We start from the raw sequence: 16,661 nt of genomic DNA, 5'->3' as shown, positions 1-16,661 counted from the left end.
CCCGGATCGCGTCGAAGATCGCAGGATCGCGCGTGGAAAGCGTCTCGGTGAAGAAGCCCGATCGGAACGGGTGTTGGTTCATGCCTTGTCTCCTTGTCGGCTATCCGGTCCAGCCAAGCGCGGTCGAGATGCAGTTCATCGTCTGCATCAGCGCGATGGAATTCTTCGTATCGGCCCGCTCGCGGTTGTCGCGCAACAGCCTGACCTGCAGGTCATGGACCCGGTCCAGGTCGGCGCGCACATGGCCGAACCGCGCCGCCATGTTGGTGAAGCGCCCGCCAACATCGAGACCCGCGTTCAGGAAGGCCACGGCCGCGCAACTGCGGTCGTATTCCTGCGTGATCCGGTCCAGAATATCCTGCCTGACCGCCGCATCCGACACCAGCGCCGCATATCTCGCGGCGATCCCCATGTCCGCATGGAACAGCGATTTCTCGACCTCGTCCACGATCAGGCGGAAGATGCGGGACTGCTGGAACATCCGGCGCAGAAGCACGTCGCCCTCGTCGCGGTGAAAGCGGCGGAAGGTGTCGATGGCCGAGCCAAAGCCATACCAGCCGGTGATGAGATGCCGGTTCTGCGACCAGGCGAAGACCCAGGGGATCGCCCGCAGGTCGTCAAGGCTGGCGGCGCCGAAACGCCGGGGCGGGCGCGAGCCAATCTTCAGCAGCGCCAGTTCCTCGACCGGGCTGGCTTGGGTGAAATAGCTGATGAAGCCGGGGCGGTGCAGCAGCGCCCGGTAGGCGGTGAAGGACATGTCCGACAGGGCTTCCAGCGTGTCGTGGAACTCGGGCCGGACGGGCTCGGGCGCGGTCTTCAGCGATTGCGCCATCACGGATGATGCCAGCAGTTCAAGCTGGTATTCCGCCGTGCCGCGATTGGCGAATTTCGACGACACGACCTCGCCCTGTTCGGTGGTGCGCAACTGGCCGTCGATCGTGCCCTGCGGCTGGGCGGCGATGGCGCGTTCCGTCGGCGCCCCCCCGCGGCTGACCGAGCCGCCCCGCCCGTGGAAGAAGGTCGGGGCCAGCCCGTGGCGCGCCAGCGTCCGGGCGATGCTGCGCTGCGCCTTTTCCAGTTCCCACGTCGAGCAGACGAAGCCCCCGTCCTTGTTGCTGTCGGAATAGCCCAGCATGATCTCGACCCGGTGCTCGGCCGCGAGGCTGCGGCGGGCCAGGGGGACGCGCAGCAGTTCGTCGAGGATCTGGGGCGCGGCGCGCAGGTCGGCGATGGTCTCGAACAGCGGCACGACCTGCAGGTCCAGCCGCTCGGTCCCGAAGCCGGCATAGCGGGCCAGCAGGAACACGCCCAGCAGGTCGTCGCAGGATCGCGTCATCGACAGGATGAAGGGTCCCACCGCCAGCGGATCGGCCCCGAAGCGCATCCGGTGCATCAGCCGCAGCAGCGTTAGAAGTTCGGCCGCCTCATCGCCCAGAAAGCCGGGGTCAGGCTCGGGCAGGTCGGCCTGCCCCAGTTCGGCCCGCAGCCGGCGCGACCATTCGGCGGTGCCGTATTCCGGCGCGGGGCCGGCCTGCGACCAGATCGCGGCCAGCGCCCGCGTCGTCACCGACGAGTTCTGCCGCACGTCCAGCGTCACCGTGCGGAAGCCGAAGACCTCGGCCTGCCAGCGCAGCGGGCGCACCAGCAGGTGGCCCAGCCGCTCGGCCCCGATGCCGGCAAGGGCCGTCTCGACCTTGCGAAGCTCGGCGATGAAGTCGCGGACATGGCGATAGGCGCCGGGTCCGTCCTCGGCCGTGGCGGTGATGCGGTGCTGGATCGCGCTCATGGCCTGGCGGAAAAGTTCGCCGGGATTGCGGCGGCGGGCCTCGTCGGGCAGGGGGGCGGCCTCGATCACCGATTGCAGCAGCTCGCGGGCGTCCTGCGGCAGGGCGGAAATCTCGCTGCTGATGCTCAGGCGCCGCACCGCCAGTGTCAGGCCCTGCATGTAATGGGCGATGATCGCCTTCTTTCCGGCGGCAAGGGCAATGCCCGTCGTCTCGGCGGTGACATGGGGGTTGCCGTCGCGATCGCCGCCGATCCAGGAATGAAAGCGCAGCAGCGGAACCCCGTGCTCCTCGGGGCCGAGGCGCGGGGCCACCGCCTCCTGGAACCGCCGCAGCACGTTGGGCGCGGCGTCGAACAGGCTGTCGCGGAAGAACTGCAGGCCCCATTCGATCTCGTCCAGCGGCGTGGGGCGCTGACGGCGCAATTCGCCGGTCAGCCAGAGCAGGTCGATCTCGCCTTCGATGGCCGACAGCAGCCCTTCCCTTTCGCGCGGGGTCCAGCGGTCGGTTTCAAGGTTCACCAGCGCCCGGTAGATGCGGCGGTGGATTTCCAGCACGGTGACGCGCTTGGCCTCGGTCGGATGCGCGGTCAGGGTCGGCCCGACACAAAGCCGGCGGGTGACCCGCCGGAAACTGTCCGGCGCCATCTCGGGCGCGGCGGCCAGCACGCGGGCAAAGCTGCCCGCGACGGCGGCGGGGCCTTCGTTCGTTTCGACCACCCGCCGGCCGCGGGTCGCCGCATTCTCGTCGATGATGCGCAGAAGCTGGAACCAGATGTCCAGCCCCTGCAGCCAGGCGGTCATGTCCGCGCCCGCCGGCAGGTTCCCGTCCTCGCCCAGCAGCATGGGCAGGACCTGGGGGGCGCGGCGGGCGATGACATTGCGCCACAGCCCCTCCAGTTCGGCGCGCAGCCGGTCGGCATAGCCGGTGCCGGCATCCTCGGGCTGCGCCATGCCGACCATCGCCGCCCGCATCAGTTCACCCGGTCGCGCGGTTCGCGCCCTGCGAAGAAGTCCTGCAGGTTGTCGATGACGCGGAAGCCCATGGCCTCGCGCGCCTCGCGCGTGGCGCTGCCCAGGTGCGGCAGCATCACCAGCCGGTCCGAGGCCACCAGTTGCGGGTTGATGTCCGGCTCTCCGTCGAAGACATCCAGCGCCGCGCCGCCGATCGTCTCGAACCACAGCGCGTGCAGCAGGGCGGATTCGTCGATCACCTCGCCCCGCGCGGTGTTGATCAGGAAGGCGCCGGGCCGCATCAGCGCCAGCCGGGCCGAGTTGATGAGGTGGCGGTTCTGCGCCCCGCCGGGGCAATGCAGCGAGACGAAGTCGCACATCGGCATCAGCTCGTCGATGCTGTCCACCTGGGTCGCGTCGCACCGGGCCAGCACCTCGGGCGCGACCGGGCTGCGGTTGTAGGCGAGGATCTTCATCCCGAAGCCGTGATGGGCGCGGCGGGCCATTTCCTGGCCGATGCGGCCATAGCCCACGATCCCCAGCGTCTTGCCCGACACCTTGGTGCCGACCAGATGCGTCGGCCGCCAGCCGGTCCAGCGGCCCTCGCGGATCTCGCGCTCGCCCTCGCCCGCGCGGCGGGCGACCATCAGCAGCAGCGTCATCGCCAGGTCGGCCGTGCATTCGCTCAGCACGTCGGGGGTGTTGGTGACGACGATGCCGTGCTGGCCCACGCGGTTCAGGTCGATGTGGCTGTAGCCTACGCCGTAATTCGCCAGGATGCGCGTCTGCGGCCTGTCGCATTCCAGCGCGGGCGCGCCGATCCTGTCCGTCACCGTCGGCAGGATCGCGTCATATTCCCGGATCGCCGCCCGGAAATCCGTGGGCGTCAGGGGCCTGTCGGCGGTGTTCAACCGGACGTCGAAGATGTCCGACAGGCGCGCCTCGACCGCTGCGGGCCAGCGGCGGGTGACGAGGACTCGGGGTCTTGCCATGGTCTTGCCCTTTCTACTGCAGGACGCGGGCGATGGTCGCCCCGATCACGGCCGGGTTCTCGGCCATCGTCACCCCGGCCGCCGCCAGGATTTCCACCTTCTCGGACGCGCTTTCGCCGAAGGCCGAGATGATCGCCCCCGCATGGCCCATGGTCCGGCCCTTGGGCGCGGTCAGGCCCGCGACATAGGCGATGACCGGCTTGCTGACATGGTCGCGGATGTATTCCGCGGCCTCGGCTTCCTGCGGGCCGCCGATCTCGCCGATCAGGCAGATGGCGTGGGTGTCGTCGTCATTCTCGAAATGCTCGATCACGTCGCGGAAGGACGAGCCGTTGATCGGATCGCCCCCGATCCCCACGCTGGTCGAGACGCCGATCCCCAGTTCCTTGAGCTGGGACGCCGCCTCGTAGCCCAGCGTGCCCGACCGCCCGACGATGCCGACATGGCCGGGCAGGTAGATATGGCCCGGCATGATCCCCAGCATGGCCTTGCCGGGGCTGATCGTGCCCGCGCAGTTGGGGCCGGTCAGGATCATGCGCCGTTCCTTGGGATAGCGGTACATGTAGCGCTTGACCCGGATCATGTCCTGCGCGGGGATGCCGTCGGTGATGCAGACGCAGTAGCGGATGCCCGCGTCCGCGGCCTCCATGATGCTGTCGGCGGCGGCGGGCGGGGGAACGAAGACCAGCGTCGCATCCGCGCCGGTCTCGGCCACCGCTTCCTTCATGCTGTTGAAGACCGGCACGCCCTCGGCGGTCTCGCCGCCCTTGCCGGGCACCACCCCGCCCACGACATTGGTGCCGTAGTCCAGCATCTCGCGGGTGTGGAAGCGGGCCATCTTGCCGGTGATGCCCTGGACGAGCACACGGGTTTCGCGATCGAGAAGAATGCTCATCACACGGCCTTCAGCTTGGGGTTGCGGTGGGTATCGGCGCGCCAGGCCATCACGGCGCGCTCGGCGGCTTCCATCAGGGTGGTGGCGCGGATCAGCGGCAACCCGCTTTGCGCCAGGATCTGCTGGCCTTCCTTGACGTTGGTGCCGGCCAGCCGGACCACCACGGGCACGTCCACCGGCTCGTCGCGCAGGGCGCGGACGACCCCCTCGGCCACCCAGTCGCAGCGGTTGATGCCGGCGAAGATGTTGACCAGGATCGCCTGCACGTTCCTGTCCGACATCACCAGCCGGAAGGCCTTGGCCACCCGCTCGGGCGTGGCGCCGCCGCCGATGTCGAGGAAGTTCGCAGGCTCGCCCCCCGCCAGCTTGATCGTGTCCATCGTCGCCATCGCCAGACCCGCGCCGTTGACGATGCAGCCGATGTTGCCGTCCAAGCCCACATAGGACAGGCCGCGGTCGGCGGCGCGGGATTCGCGCGGGTCCTCCTGCGACTTGTCCCGCAGTTCCGAGATCTGGGGATGGCGGAACAGGGCGTTGGTGTCGAAGGTCATCTTGGCGTCCAGCGCCAGGATGCGGTCGTCCGAGGTGACGACCAGCGGGTTCACCTCGACCATGGTGGCGTCGAGGTCGCGGAAGGCGCGGTAGCAGCCCAGAAGCGTGCGGACCATCTGCGGGACCAGCGCGGGCTTGATCCCCAGCGCGAAGGCGATCTCGCGGCACTGGAATTCCTGCAGGCCGACGGCGGGTTCCACCGTGGCGCGCACGATGCTGTCGGGGCGCTGGGCCGAGATGTCCTCGATCTCCATCCCGCCCTCGGCGCTGGCGACGATCATCACCCGCTGGCTGGCGCGGTCCAGGACGAAGCCGAGGTAGATTTCCCGCGCGATCGGGACGGCGGCCTCGACATAGACGCGGTAGATGCCCTTTCCCTCGGGTCCGGTCTGGTGGGTGACCAGCTTCTGGCCGAACATGGCCTCGGTCACCTCCTGGATCTCGGTGTCGCTGCCGCAGAGCTTGACGCCCCCCGCCTTGCCGCGCCCGCCGGCATGGACCTGCGCCTTCACCACCCAGCGGTCGCCGCCCATCTCGCGGGCGCGGTAGGTCGCCTGCTCGGGGCTGTAGGCTAGGGCGCCCTGCGGGATGCCCACGCCGAAGTCGCGCAGGATCTCCTTGGCCTGGTATTCATGGATGTCCATCCTGGGTCTCCTCCCCCTTGTGGCGCCGTTATTCGGCCGCGACCATCGCCTGGTAATGCTGTTCGAGACGGTCGTTGACCCGGCCCATGTCGATGTCGGCGCCCATCTTCCGCATGGCCGCGGCAAAGCGCGTCACGATGTCGGTGATGGCATTCTGGTTCAGCAGGTTCAGGATGCCGATGCGGACCTGCACCGGCTCGGACAGCGTGGGCCAGATGCCGAAGCCCGCGGCGCGGCAGGCCTGCACCAGTTCCGCCTCGCGCCCCGCCAGCTTCTCGGGCAGGTTCAGCACCACCAGCGAGGTCATGTTGGACGTGACCTTGCAGCCCATCGCCTCGACCGCGTCGCGCAGCGCGGCCTCGTGGAAGGCATAGGCGCGGGCGCGCCCGGCCACGGTCTGCTGCAAGGTGATGCGCAGCGCCTCGTGGAAGGCCGCGACCGCATAGGCGCTGTGGGTCCGGTGATAGGTGCCCTTTTCCACGTCGCGGCCGTCGATGATGCCCCAGTGCCGCGCCTCGAGGATCGGGTGATGCACGAAGGTCCGGCAGCCGGTCCGGCGCAGGTTGTCGATGTAGCGGTCGGTGAAGGACACCGGCGCATAGGTCAGCGGCAGGCAGCAGATGCCCTTCTGCGGGCAGGAGGCCCAGCCGGCCACGCCGGGATAGTCGTCGATGCGGAAATCCTCGACGCCAAGGGACGAGACCGCGTCGATCAGCCCCATCACGCCATGCTTCTCGCAGGCGTCCGAAAAGCCGCGCAGGTCGTTGATCCGGCCCGAGCCGGTTTCCCAATGCGCCATGGCGGCCCATTTCGGCTTGTGTTCGGCCAGCGCGGCCTCGACGGTCTCGGCGGTCACGGACTGGCCATGGGGCACGGCCACGATCTGGACCGAAGCCGGCTGCGGGTCCATCGGATTGGCCGCCAGTTCCTCGGCCGTCGCGGCCTTCATCCGCAGGGTCAGCCCGTCGATGCCGGAAAACGTGCCGTTGGCGAAGACCACCACCTTGTCGCCCGGCATCACCGCGCTGAACAGGCAGTCGAGCCCGCTCCACCCGGTGCCGGCCACGCCGAAGGTATGGATATTCGCCGTGCCCATCACCTCGCGCAGCATCAGCTTGGATTCGATCATGCCGCGCAGGACATCGGCCTGCATGTGATCGGCCATCCCCGCGCTGGCAAAGCGTTTCAGCACGCGCGCATCGGTGTTGCCGGGCCCCGGTCCCGCCGCGATGGTGTCCGGGATCTCGAGTTGCGGGAAGATTGCGACTTCGGCCATGATCTTTCCTTCAGGTGAACATTTCTTGCTCATCAGGAAAGACGTTCTGGACCCTTCCCACAACGTAAGATTATGTTGCAGTCAGGTATCTAAATGGGTGGGCCATTTCCCACCCGAACGGGCAGGGGCGGGCGTCACGGTCCCGTGATCATAGCCTTTCAGGATCAAGGATTCATCATGCGCACTGTCGAAAGTTCGGAACGCGCGATCTCGATCATCCTTGCCGACAGCAACCCGCTGGTGTTGTCGGCCCTGTCCGAGGTCTTCGAGCGCGACGCCCGGTTCTCGCTGCTGACCACCTCGGCCACGGCCGAGGGGTTTCTGGCCACCGCGACGCGGATTCCGGCGCAGGTGGGCATCATCGAATGGAACCTGCCCGCCATGGGCGGGGCGCGGCTGATGGAACGGTTGCGCGACGAGCCGTCCGCCCCCCGGATCGTCGTCTATGGCGACCAGGCGAGCGAGGCGCATCTGGGCGCGCTGGCCGCCGGGGCTGCGGGCTTCGTGCCGCGCAGCGGCGCGGTCGGGACGCTGCTCGACACCTGCCTTGCGGTGGCGCAGGGCAAGATGGTCTTCCCCTATCTCGACGTGCGCGACCTGCAGAACAACCTGCTGCAGAGCCTGTCGCGGCGCGAAGCCGACATGCTGGAAGCCCTGTCGCGGGGGCTGACGAACCGCGAGCTGGCGAAAGAGCTTGGAATCTCGGCCAACACCGTCAAGTTCCACCTGTCGAACCTTTACGACAAGCTTTCGGTCCGCAGCAGGGCGCAGGCGATCGCCTATTACTATTCCAGCAAACAGAAGCAAAACCCGTGAGTTGCAGGGCAGGTCCAAGCGCGCATACGACCATTGGCGTAACTTTCCGTAAGTTTTGTTGATTGACAGGAAACAATATTCCGCCCTTCCTGCGCCCATCCCCCGACAATCAGCAGGAGCATGAGCCATGAGCTTCCATCCCATCGAACAGGCCCCCGCCCGCCTGAACCGCAGCGAACTCGCCGTGCCGGGCAGCCAGCCCGCGATGTTCGAAAAGGCCGCCGCCTCCGAAGCGGACGTGGTCTTCCTCGACCTCGAGGACGCGGTGGCGCCGGATGAGAAGGCGCAGGCGCGCAAGAACATCATCAAGGCCCTGAACGAGATCGACTGGGGCAAGAAGACCATGTCGCTGCGAATCAACGGGCTCGATACGCATTACATGTATCGCGACGTGGTCGATGTCGTCGAACAGGCGGGCGAGCGGCTGGACCTCATCATGATCCCCAAGGTCGGCACCGCCGCCGACGTCTATGCCGTGGACATGCTGGTCACGCAGGTCGAGGACGCCAAAGGCTACAAGAAGCGCATCGGCTTCGAGCACATCATCGAGACCGCGCTGGGCATGCAGAACATCAGCGAGATCGCCGCGGCCTCGAAGCGCAACGAAAGCCTGCATTTCGGCGTGGCCGACTATGCCGCCAGCACCCGCGCCCGCACCACCATCATCGGCGGCGTGAACGAGAACTACTCGGTCCTGACCGACAAGGACGCGGATGGCGACCGTCAGGTCCATTGGGGCGACATGTGGCATTACGCGCTGTCGCGGATGGTTGTCGCCGCCCGCGCCAATGGCTTGCGCCCGATCGACGGCCCCTTTGGCGACTTTTCGGACCCCGAGGGCTACAAGGCCGCCGCCTACCGCGCCGCCGTGCTGGGCTGCGAGGGGAAGTGGGCGATCCATCCCAGCCAGATCGCGCTGGCCAACGAGGTGATGAGCCCGTCCGACGCCGAGGTCGAGCGCGCCCAGAAGATCCTCGCCGCCATGGCCGAGGCCGAGGCCGCGGGCAAGGGCGCCGTCTCGCTGGACGGGCGGCTGATCGACTATGCCTCGATCCGTCAGGCCGAGGTGCTGGTCCAGAAGGCCCGGCAGATCGCTGCATGACACCGGGGATTGCCGAGATGCGCGCCCTGGCACGAAAGCTTTACGACGAGGCCGTTCGCGCGGCCGATCCCGCCCTGGCCGTGCGCCGGCATTTCGACAAGCACCCCCCCGCCGAACTTCCGGCGGGGGGCCGCAACATCCTGATCGCCATCGGCAAGGCCGCCCCCGCCATGCTGGCCGAGGCGATGGGCCATGTCCCCGGCCCGGCCGAGGCGCTGGCGGTCACGCATGACGGCAATGGCCGGGACATTCCCGGCGCCCGCGTCCTGACCGCCAGCCACCCCGAGCCGGACGAGGCCGGGCTGCGCGCCGGGCAGGAAATCATCGCGCTGCTGGACGGGGCAGGGGCGCAGGACCGGGTCTATGCGCTGATCTCGGGCGGCGGCTCGGCGCTGGTGCCCGCGCCGCGCCCGCCCCTGACGCTGGCCGACAAGCAGCAGGTGAACCGGCTGCTTCTGGCCAGCGGGCTGGACATCGTGCAGGTCAACCTGATCCGCCAGCAACTCTCCGACCTCAAGGGCGGCGGCTTCCTGCGCCATGCCGCCCCGGCCCCGGTGCGGGCGCTGATCCTGTCGGACGTGATCGGCAACGACCTCGGCGCCATCGCCAGCGGCCCGACCGTCGCTCCGCTCGGCACGCCCGAGGATGCGCTGGCGCTGCTGGCCCGGAAGGGACTTCTGGACCGGCTGCCACCCGCGGTGACGGCACTTCTGAAAGAGGGAAATCAGTTCCCCCTCGCGCCTCCGGCAGAGAATCACCTGATCGGCAGCAACGAGATCTCGCTTGCCGCCATCCGCGACGCGGTCCCGCAGGGATGGCAGGCCCGCATCGTCAGCGACCGCCTGACCGGCGACGTGGGCAAGGCCGCCGCGCGGATCGCGCAGGCCGCCGCGCAGGCCGCCCCCGGCCGCCCCGAAGTCCTTGTCTTCGGCGGCGAGACCACGGTCACGCTGCGGGGAACAGGGCGCGGCGGGCGCAACCAGGAACTGGCGCTGCGGCTGGCCATGCTGGGGCGTGACTGGTGGCGTCCCTGGGTCTTTCTCAGCGGCGGGACCGACGGCCGGGATGGCCCGACCGATGCCGCGGGCGGGCTGGTCGATGGCGGCACCCTGGGGCGGATCGGGACCGCAGGCCGGGATGCCGCGGCCCTGCTGGCCAACAACGACAGCCACGCGGCCCTGAGGGCTGCGGGCGACCTGCTGATCGCCGGCGCGACCGGCACCAACGTCGCCGACGTCCAGGTGCTGCTGCTGGCCTGATGCTGTCCCATGCCGCGGTATGGCTGGCACAGGTCATGAGAGACGGGCGGCAAAGGGTCTTCGAGGCTGAAATCCGGTTTGCAAACCGCTTCCAAGCTGTTGACCTGACGACCTTGCGCCGGATGACGGCTTGAAGAACCGCCAGGCAGGTTCAGGGTTTCACACAGTCTCCGAGCGCCGCAGGCTGTCAGTCCGAATTCTCTCGCCCCGGCTATTCTTCCCACCAAGACCGGCCCCGCAGGGGCTTTGGGCGGATAGCGGCTTTCATGGCGCTGTCATCGGGGCTATACCCCGCGCGGACCGTCAAAGGGGTTTATTCATGGCAAATGTGGTGGTGGTCGGCGCCCAGTGGGGCGACGAGGGCAAGGGCAAGATCGTCGACTGGCTGTCCGAGCGCGCCGACGTGATCGCCCGCTTCCAGGGCGGCCACAACGCGGGCCACACGCTGGTCATCGGCAACGAGGTCTTCAAGCTGTCGCTGCTGCCCTCGGGGATCGTCCGCAAGAACAAGCTGGCCGTCATCGGCAACGGCGTCGTGCTGGACCCCTGGGCGCTGTTTGCGGAAATCGACAAGCTGGCGGGGCAGGGCGTCGCCATTTCCACCGAGAACCTGATGATCGCGGAAAACACGCCGCTGATCCTGCCGCTGCACCAGGACCTCGACAAACTGCGCGAGGAAGCCGCGGGCGCCTCGAAGATCGGCACCACCGGCCGCGGCATCGGCCCGGCCTATGAGGACAAGGTCGGCCGCCGGACGATCCGCCTGGCCGACCTTTCCGACGAGGAAACGCTGGACCAGCGCCTCGACCGCCTGCTGGCGCACCACGACCCGCTGCGCCAAGGCCTCGGCGCCGAGCCCATCGACCGCGCCGAGCTGAAGGCGAAGCTCATGGAGATCGCGCCGAAGCTGCTGCCCTATGCCCAGCCGGTCTGGAAGATCATGGCCGACGCCCGGAAATCCGGCAAGCGCATCCTGTTCGAAGGCGCGCAGGGCGCGCTTCTGGACATCGACTTCGGCACCTATCCCTATGTCACCTCCTCGACCACCATGTCGGGGGCGGCGGCCAGCGGCACCGGCATGGGGCCGGGCGCGATCGGTTACGTGCTGGGGATCGTGAAAGCCTACACCACCCGCGTCGGCTCCGGCCCCTTCCCGACGGAACTGACCGACGAGATCGGCCAGCGGCTGGGCGAGCGCGGGCATGAGTTCGGCACCGTCACCGGCCGCAAGCGCCGCTGCGGCTGGTTCGATGCGGCGCTGGTGCGCCAGACCTGCGCGATTTCCGGCGTGAACGGCATCGCCCTGACCAAGCTGGACGTGCTGGACGGCTTCGAGACGCTGAAGATCTGCACCGGCTACACCGTGGACGGCGAGCATTACGACTACCTGCCGACCGCCGCCGCCCTGCAGGCCCGCGCCCAGCCGGTCTACGAGGAAATCGAGGGCTGGTCGGAATCGACCGAAGGCGCGCGGTCCTGGGCCGACCTGCCCGCCGCGGCGATCAAGTATGTCCGCCGGATCGAGGAACTGATCCAGTGCCCCGTCGCGTTGCTGTCGACAAGCCCCGAACGCGAGGACACCATCCTTGTCACCGACCCCTTCGCCGACTGATCCATGCGCGTCCTGATCCTCGACGGCCATCCCGACAGCGACCGGCTGACCCAGTCGCTGCTGGACGCCTATGAGGAGGGACTTTCCCCCGGCACCCGCGTCGCGCGGCTGGCCGTCCGCGATCTCGACTTCGACCCAAACCTGCGGCGCGGCTACGAGACGATCCAGGAATGGGAACCCGACCTGCACCTGCTGTGGCAGGCGATGCTGGCCGCCGACCATATCGTGCTGGGCTTTCCCCTGTGGTGGGGGGCGGAACCGGCCCGGCTCAAGGGCCTGTGGGATCGGCTGATCCTTCCCGCCAAGGCGTTCACGGTGGCCGAGGGGGCGCTGTTGCCCGATCCGATGCTGTCGGGCCGTTCCGTCGATATGATCGTGACGATGGACACGCCGCCGCTGCTTTACCGGATTATCATGCGCGACCCGCTGGGCGCGCGGATGGGCTGGCAGGTGCTTGGCTACTGCGGCCTGGCGCCCATCCGCCGGATCTACCTCGGCCGCGTCCGCGAGGGCGAGGCCGAACGCAACATGCCCCGCTGGCGCTGCCGCCTGCATGGCGCGGCCGCCACCGCCCTGCGGCTGCGCCGCCGCCCCACCGCCCGCCGCATCGCGGCCAAGGCGCAGGAACGCGACACATGAACCTGCAGCAACGCAAACGCTGGTCGCTGGTGCTGCTGCTGGTCTGGATGCCGGCCTGGATCGTCATCGCCGTGACCTTCATCAACTGGCTGGACGCCCGCTTCGGCCGGATGCCGATCTGGGCCGAGGTGCCGGTCTATATCTTCCTCGCCTTTGCCTGGGTCCTGCCCTTCCGCCGCGTCTTCCGGGGCGTCGGCCGGGGGGAATGACCCCGCTTCTCGCCTCGGCCGCCGGCGTCACCCTGATCGGCGGCGGCGCGGTGACGGCCGAGGATCTGGCCCAGGTGCTGGCGCTGGCCCCCGCGCTCGCGGCGGCGGACAGCGGCGCCGACCGGGCGCTGGCGGATGGCCTCATGCCGCAGGCGGTGATCGGCGATCTCGATTCGATCTCGGATGCCGCCCGCGCGGCCATCCCGCCCGACCGGCTGCACCATGTCCCCGAACAGGAAACGACCGATTTCCAGAAATGCCTGACGCGCATCGTCGCGCCCTTCGTCGTGGCGGTGGGCTTCACCGGCCCGCGCACCGATCACCTGCTGGCCTGCCTGACCACGCTTGTCCAAGTGCCGCGCCCCTGCCTGCTGCTGGGGGGCGAGGACGCGATCTTCGCCGCGCCCGCCCGGCTGGCGCTGGACCTGCCGCCGGGCACCCGGTTGTCCCTTTACCCGCTCGGCCCCGTCACCGGCACCAGCCGTGGCCTGCGCTGGCCCATCGACGGCCTGACGCTCGACCCCGCCCGGCGCACCGGCACCTCGAACGAGACGGCCGGCCTCGTCGAACTGGCGCTCGACGGCCCCTGCCTCGTGATCCTGCCCCGCGAACATGCCGCCGTCGCCATCCGGGCCATCGTCGCCGCCTGAGCATTTCTTCTTCGTCGAAATATCCCGGGGTGAGGCCCGGAACGGGCCGAGGGGCAGCGCCCCTCACGGCTGCGCCGCATCTTCCCCTTGCCCGCGCGCCATGCCACCCTGCCACCGCCGCGAAGGAGACAACCATGCCCGTCAAGAACCGCTTTGCCGAGCTTCACCCCGAGATCACCGCCTGGCGGCGGGACTTCCACGAGAACCCGGAACTGGACTACGACGTCCATCGCACCGCCGCCCGCGTGGCCGAACTGCTGCGCGGCTTCGGCGTCGACGAGGTGACGGAAGGCGTGGGCCGCACCGGCGTGGTCGGCGTCATCAGGGGCCGCAGCGACAGCAGCGCCCGCGTCATCGGGCTGCGCGCCGACATGGACGCCCTGCCGATCACCGAGGCGACGGGGGCCGGATACGCCTCGAAGACGCCGGGCGTCATGCATGCCTGCGGTCATGACGGGCATACGGCCATGCTGCTCGGGGCGGCGAAATACCTGGCCGAGACGCGCAACTTCGACGGCACCGCCGTGGTGATCTTCCAGCCCGCCGAGGAAGCCGGCGGCGGCGGTCAGGCGATGGTGCAGGACGGGCTGGTGGACCGCTGGGGCATCCAGGAGTTTTACGCCATGCACAACCTGCCCGGCCTGCCCGCCGGCCAGTTCGCCATCCGCGACGGCGCGATGATGGCCGCCGCCGACACCTTCGAGATCCTGCTGACCGGCAAGGGCGGCCACGCGGCCCGCCCCCATGACGGCGTGGACACGACCTTGATGGCCGCGCAGGTGATCGTGGCGCTGCAATCCATCGTTTCGCGCAACGTCGATCCGCTGCACAGCGCCGTGGTCTCGGTCTGCGTGGTCGAGACGAGCAGCCGTGCCCATAACATCATCCCCCAGACCGTCCGCCTGCGCGGCACGGCCCGCAGCCTTGATCCCGCCGTCCGTGATCTGGTCGAGGAACGGCTGCACAGCATCGCCACCGGCGTGGCCGCGGCGATGGGCGGCTCGGCCGAGGTGGACTACCAGCGCGGCTATCCGGTGACGGTGAACGATCCGCAGGCCACCGCCCATGCGGCCGAGGTCGCCCGGCAGGTCGCGGGCGAGGTCGACTTGGACATCATGCCCATGATGGCGGGCGAGGATTTCAGCTACATGCTGCTGGAACGCCCCGGCGCCTATATCTTCACGGGCAACGGCGACACGGCGATGCTCCACCACCCGGCCTATGACTTCAACGACGAGGCCATCCCGGCGGGTTCAAGCTGGTATGCCGGCATGATCGAGGCGCGGATGCCCGCCGCGTGACGCAGGCCCTGCCGCCGCAGCTTGCGGCCCAGCTTGACCTGCTGGGTCTGGGCGCGGGCTTCGTCCCGCCGCCCGAGGTCGGTCTTGCCGCACGGCAGGGCCTTGCCCTGCGCCGCCGCCATGGACGCGGCGGCACCGAAGTCGGCCTTGCCCGCGCCGCCACCTTGGCCGCCCTTCGCCCCCATTCAGCCCGCGAGATGCGGGTGATCGCGGCTTGGTTCGCCCGCTTCGCCTACCTGCGCGGGCGGGGGCGCTGGGACGACGCCGCGAACCCCTCGACGGGCTATATCGCCTGGCTGCTCTGGGGCGGCGATGCCGGGCGCGCTTGGGTCGAGGCCCGCCGCGCCGACTGGTCGTGACCCCGCGCCCGCCTCAGCTTCGATAAACCTCAAGCTCGGGCAGGTCGGTCAGGTCCGCGCCCAGCGTCGTCAGCGCCGGCAGCGACACCTGGCTGCCGGCCGAGGCCGGGCCGGGCAGGGGGATCAGGTCCACGTTCACCGACCGCCCCGAGGCCGCGTCCACGATCCGGCCCTTGCCGGGTGCGCTGACCAGCGGCGTCTTGATCCAGAACCCGCCCTCGGTCGCATCCCCCAGCGAGGCGATGGTGGTGCCGAGCCGCCCGCCCGCCGCACTCGGCTGCGTGGCCGCCGCCTTCTCGGCCGCCGAGGCGTCAAGCTGCGCCACCGGCTGCGAGCCTGCCGGCCGCTGCAGCGACCCGGCCGCGGGCGCGGCGCTGACCGTCGCCGCCGGGGTCCGCGGAGGGGCCCCTGGCCGCAGGTCGGACATCATGTCGCAACCGGCCAGCGCCAGAACCAGCGCGGCAGAGCAAAGAATGGGGCGGATCGTCATGTCGTATCCCTTGTGCATGAACCGTGCATCACCTGTGCATGGGTTGTGACCGCGATTTTGCGCTGCCCGCCGCCCCCCTGTCCACGCCCCGCGCGCAACCCGGCGGCAAGCCGCCATCCTTGTGCCGCCGGTGCCACGGTCCTATGTAGCCCTCATGTCTGCCGCGCCCCTGATCGACCCCTTCGCCCGCCCGATCACCTATCTGCGGGTGTCGGTCACCGACCGATGCGATTTCCGCTGCACCTATTGCATGGCCGAGCACATGCAGTTCCTGCCGAAAGCCGAGCTGCTGACGCTGGAGGAACTGGAGCGCCTGGCGGGCGCCTTCATCGACCTCGGCGTGCGCAAGCTGCGGATCACCGGGGGCGAGCCTCTGGTGCGGCGCAACATCATGTCCTTCTTCCACGTCATGTCGGACCGGCTGGGGCAGGGCCTGGACGAACTGACCCTGACGACCAACGGCAGCCAGCTTGCCCGTTTCGCGGATGAACTGGCCGGTTGCGGGGTGCGCCGCATCAACGTCTCGCTGGACACGCTGGACCCCGACAAGTTCGCCGCGATCACCCGCTGGGGCCGCCTGCCGCAGGTCATGGACGGGATCAGTGCCGCCAAGGCCGCCGGATTGCGCATCAAGATCAACACGGTGGCCCTCAAGGGCTTCAACGAGGACGAACTGTTCCCGCTGATCGACTGGTGCGGCGAACAGGGCCACGACCTGACCTTCATCGAGGTCATGCCGATGGGCGACATGGGCGAGGAAACCCGTCTGGACCAGTACTGGCCCCTCAGCGACCTGCGGCGCAGGCTGGAAACCCGCTTCACCCTGACCCCTCTGGCGGAACGCACCGGTGGCCCCGCCCGCTATGTGCGGCTTGAGGAAACCGGCCAGAAGATCGGCTTCATCACGCCGCTCACGCATAACTTCTGCGAAAGCTGCAACCGCGTGCGCGTCACCTGCACGGGCGAGCTTTACATGTGTTTGGGCCAGGAGGACCGCGCCGACCTGCGCGGACCCCTGCGCGCCAGCGAGGGCGACGAGATGCTGAAGGACGCCATCCGCGCCGCCATCGCCCGCAAGCCCAAGGGCCACGACTTCGACTATTCCCGCGGCGTGGGCGGCCAGGTGAC

The 16,661-nt window shown here is 69.0% G+C and carries 16 protein-coding genes; 10 read left to right on the top strand and 6 right to left on the bottom strand.

The features are described from left to right. Positions 1-100 precede the first annotated feature (100 nt). From Q4F04_RS09810 to Q4F04_RS09790, 5 genes are read right to left on the bottom strand one after another with little or no spacing between them, the layout of a single operon-like run. On the bottom strand, positions 101-2,758 hold the full coding sequence (locus tag Q4F04_RS09810; RefSeq protein ID WP_303369650.1) for a phosphoenolpyruvate carboxylase: 2,658 nt from the start codon (positions 2,756-2,758) through the stop codon (positions 101-103). Beyond that, positions 2,758-3,729 (bottom strand): D-glycerate dehydrogenase, encoded by a 972-nt coding sequence (locus Q4F04_RS09805; RefSeq protein WP_303369649.1) that lies wholly within the window; start codon positions 3,727-3,729, stop codon positions 2,758-2,760. Before Q4F04_RS09805 ends, Q4F04_RS09810 begins: the two co-directional genes overlap by 1 nt. 13 nt (positions 3,730-3,742) lie before the next feature. Beyond that, complete coding sequence (gene sucD / locus Q4F04_RS09800) at positions 3,743-4,624, bottom strand: succinate--CoA ligase subunit alpha (protein ID WP_303369648.1); 882 nt, start codon at positions 4,622-4,624, stop codon at positions 3,743-3,745. After that, complete coding sequence (locus Q4F04_RS09795) at positions 4,624-5,820, bottom strand: malate--CoA ligase subunit beta (RefSeq protein ID WP_303369647.1); 1,197 nt, start codon at positions 5,818-5,820, stop codon at positions 4,624-4,626. Before Q4F04_RS09795 ends, sucD begins: the two co-directional genes overlap by 1 nt. Before the next feature lie 28 nt (positions 5,821-5,848). Further along, positions 5,849-7,096, bottom strand: coding sequence for an aminotransferase class V-fold PLP-dependent enzyme (locus Q4F04_RS09790; RefSeq protein WP_303369646.1), 1,248 nt, complete (start codon positions 7,094-7,096; stop codon positions 5,849-5,851). A gap of 177 nt (positions 7,097-7,273) precedes the next feature. On the opposite strand from Q4F04_RS09790, the gene Q4F04_RS09785 reads away from it, so the two are divergent. The 9 genes from Q4F04_RS09785 to Q4F04_RS09745 all read left to right on the top strand — a co-directional run bounded on the left by Q4F04_RS09785 (position 7,274) and on the right by Q4F04_RS09745 (position 15,043). Continuing rightward, entirely contained in the window at positions 7,274-7,912 is a 639-nt protein-coding gene (locus Q4F04_RS09785; RefSeq protein WP_303369645.1) for a response regulator transcription factor, read from the top strand. A 127-nt stretch (positions 7,913-8,039) separates the two neighbouring features. After that, positions 8,040-9,014 carry a CoA ester lyase gene (locus Q4F04_RS09780; protein WP_303369644.1) on the top strand — a complete coding sequence of 325 codons (975 nt, stop codon included), beginning with the start codon at positions 8,040-8,042 and terminating at the stop codon, positions 9,012-9,014. Positions 9,015-9,031: 17 nt separating this feature from the next. Next, positions 9,032-10,273 carry a glycerate kinase gene (locus tag Q4F04_RS09775; protein ID WP_303369643.1) on the top strand — a complete coding sequence of 414 codons (1,242 nt, stop codon included), beginning with the start codon at positions 9,032-9,034 and terminating at the stop codon, positions 10,271-10,273. 319 nt (positions 10,274-10,592) lie between these two features. Next, positions 10,593-11,885, top strand: coding sequence for an adenylosuccinate synthase (locus Q4F04_RS09770; protein ID WP_303369642.1), 1,293 nt, complete (start codon positions 10,593-10,595; stop codon positions 11,883-11,885). A 3-nt stretch (positions 11,886-11,888) separates the two neighbouring features. Then, on the top strand, positions 11,889-12,524 hold the full coding sequence (locus Q4F04_RS09765) for an NAD(P)H-dependent oxidoreductase (RefSeq protein WP_303369641.1): 636 nt from the start codon (positions 11,889-11,891) through the stop codon (positions 12,522-12,524). Beyond that, positions 12,521-12,733: a DUF2842 domain-containing protein gene (locus Q4F04_RS09760; protein WP_303369640.1), complete on the top strand. Its 213-nt coding sequence runs from the start codon at positions 12,521-12,523 to the stop codon at positions 12,731-12,733. The genes Q4F04_RS09765 and Q4F04_RS09760 overlap by 4 nt, the downstream gene beginning before the upstream one ends. Beyond that, the gene (locus Q4F04_RS09755; protein WP_303369639.1) at positions 12,730-13,383 is read left to right on the top strand and encodes a thiamine diphosphokinase; all 654 of its coding nucleotides are present in this window, start codon (positions 12,730-12,732) and stop codon (positions 13,381-13,383) included. The genes Q4F04_RS09760 and Q4F04_RS09755 overlap by 4 nt, the downstream gene beginning before the upstream one ends. Positions 13,384-13,517: 134 nt before the next feature. Then, positions 13,518-14,684, top strand: a complete 1,167-nt coding sequence (locus Q4F04_RS09750; RefSeq protein WP_303369638.1) for a M20 aminoacylase family protein — start codon at positions 13,518-13,520, stop codon at positions 14,682-14,684. Then, on the top strand, positions 14,681-15,043 hold the full coding sequence (locus Q4F04_RS09745) for a hypothetical protein (RefSeq protein ID WP_303369637.1): 363 nt from the start codon (positions 14,681-14,683) through the stop codon (positions 15,041-15,043). The genes Q4F04_RS09750 and Q4F04_RS09745 overlap by 4 nt, the downstream gene beginning before the upstream one ends. 13 nt (positions 15,044-15,056) lie before the next feature. On the opposite strand, the gene Q4F04_RS09740 is transcribed toward Q4F04_RS09745, so the two are convergent. Beyond that, on the bottom strand, positions 15,057-15,533 hold the full coding sequence (locus tag Q4F04_RS09740; RefSeq protein ID WP_303369636.1) for a hypothetical protein: 477 nt from the start codon (positions 15,531-15,533) through the stop codon (positions 15,057-15,059). A gap of 154 nt (positions 15,534-15,687) precedes the next feature. Between Q4F04_RS09740 and moaA the strand changes: the two genes are divergently transcribed. Then, positions 15,688-16,661 (top strand): GTP 3',8-cyclase MoaA (moaA, locus tag Q4F04_RS09735; RefSeq protein ID WP_303369635.1); only part of this gene is annotated, 974 nt, incomplete at its 3' end.

Source organism: Paracoccus sp. (in: a-proteobacteria) (assembly GCF_030536915.1).
Taxonomy (GTDB): domain Bacteria; phylum Pseudomonadota; class Alphaproteobacteria; order Rhodobacterales; family Rhodobacteraceae; genus Paracoccus.
Note: the sequence above shows the minus strand (reverse complement) of the source record. Positions and strands in the feature narration are given on the sequence as shown.